This window comes from Delftia sp. ZNC0008 (assembly GCF_000799035.1).
GTDB classification, from domain to species: Bacteria; Pseudomonadota; Gammaproteobacteria; order Burkholderiales; family Burkholderiaceae_C; genus Comamonas; species Comamonas tsuruhatensis.
Genome location: NZ_JTKZ01000727.1, coordinates 1 through 1,498, shown reverse-complemented (window position 1 = coordinate 1,498; position 1,498 = coordinate 1). Strand labels below are relative to the sequence as shown.

Here is a 1,498-nt window from a genome sequence, read left to right as displayed (position 1 = left end):
CCGCGTCTGCTGCACCTCGCACGGCTGCGGCCGGGTGCGCACGGACAGGTAGCCGACCACGGTGCCCGCATGGCGTATGGGACTGGCGTTGGCGCGCACCCAGTAGTGGTCGCCGTTCTTGCGCCGGTTCTTGACCAGGGCGCTCCAGGGCAGCCCTCGCTGGATGGTGGACCACATGTCGGCGAAGGCGGCGGCCGGCATGTCCGGATGGCGCACGATGCTGTGGGCCTTGCCGTAGAGCTCGGCGGCCTCGAAGCCGCTGACGCGGATGAAGGCATCGTTGGCATAGACGATGCGCCCCTTCAGGTCGGTGACGGAAAGAAGCGTCTCTCCTTCGTTCAAAGGGTACTCACGCTGGGTGACGTACACGTTTCGCCGCATGGATCAGGTCTCTTGGAGATGGGCGGGGCGTCGGCATGACGCTCCAGGCGGGGCCCACTCTAAGCAGTCCTGCGGCGATGCACATCAGGGATGGTGTGCCGCATCGCGCCTAAACGCAGCCAATGTGACGGCGGTCACACTGGCTGCGGCGCGCGCAGGATCAGGAACGCTTTTCCTGCAGCAGGGCCTTGACGTCGGCGCCCAGCACCTGCGGGCCGCCGCCGTAGCGCTCATACACGCGCAGGCGGCCGGCCGTGTCATAGACATAGCTGCCGGCCGAATGGTCCAGCGTGTAGGTGCCTTCGGTCTTGCCGGGCACCTTCTTGTAGAAGAGCTTGAAATCCTTGGCCACGGCCGCCGTCTCGTCCGGCGTGCCGTGCAGGCCGACGAAGCCGGGGTCGAAGTTGCCCAGGTAGGCCTTGAGCACCTCGGGCGTGTCGCGCTCGGGGTCCAGGGTGACGAAGACGCCCTGCAGCCTGTCGCCATCGGCGCCCAGCTGCTGCTTGACCTCGACCAGCTCCTGCAGCGTGGTGGGGCAGACGTCGGGGCATTGCGTGTAGCCGAAGAAGACCACGACGACCTTGCCCGCAAAGTCCTTGATGCTGCGCTGCTTGCCGTCCACATCGCGCAGGGGAATGTCCTTGGCGTATTCGGCGCCCGTGACATCGACGCCCTGGAAACTGGTCTTGGCCTCGCGCGAGCATCCGCTCAGCGCCAGGGCGCCCCATGCCATGGCGGTCACGCCCAGAAAGCGCAGCGCTGTCCGTTTGTTCATGCTTCCTCAACAAGGTAGTTGCCGCAGGCTGCGTGGCCGCAAAGCCTGCGCGCCGCCCGGGCTGGAAAGGGAAAAGGCGAAAGCGTCTGCTGAAGGCGCTTTCGCACAGCCGCAAACCATAACCCATAACCGCAAGACCCCGGCGCTGCGGGGCCTGCCTGCCTCCATGAGACGGCCTGGCTGCCGGCTCGGTTCCTTGGCGCAGGCCTCAGTCGCCGTCGCCGGGGCGTCCCGCCGTGTCCCACGAGGCCGATGCACGCAGCAGCCGGTCCAGGTCGCGCTTGGCCTTGCCGGCGTCGGCCATGCCCAGCCCGGCGGGCATGCGCATCATCCAGTGACCCT

The 1,498-nt window shown here is 67.2% G+C and carries 2 protein-coding genes; both read right to left on the bottom strand.

All coding sequences use genetic code 11. The annotated features are described in order from the left end of the window. On the bottom strand, positions 1-381 hold a 381-nt coding region (locus L995_RS23585; protein ID WP_156136119.1), incomplete at its 3' end, for a PAS domain-containing protein. A 160-nt stretch (positions 382-541) separates the two neighbouring features. After that, positions 542-1,156 carry an SCO family protein gene (locus tag L995_RS23580; RefSeq protein ID WP_016450148.1) on the bottom strand — a complete coding sequence of 205 codons (615 nt, stop codon included), beginning with the start codon at positions 1,154-1,156 and terminating at the stop codon, positions 542-544. Positions 1,157-1,498 lie beyond the last annotated feature (342 nt).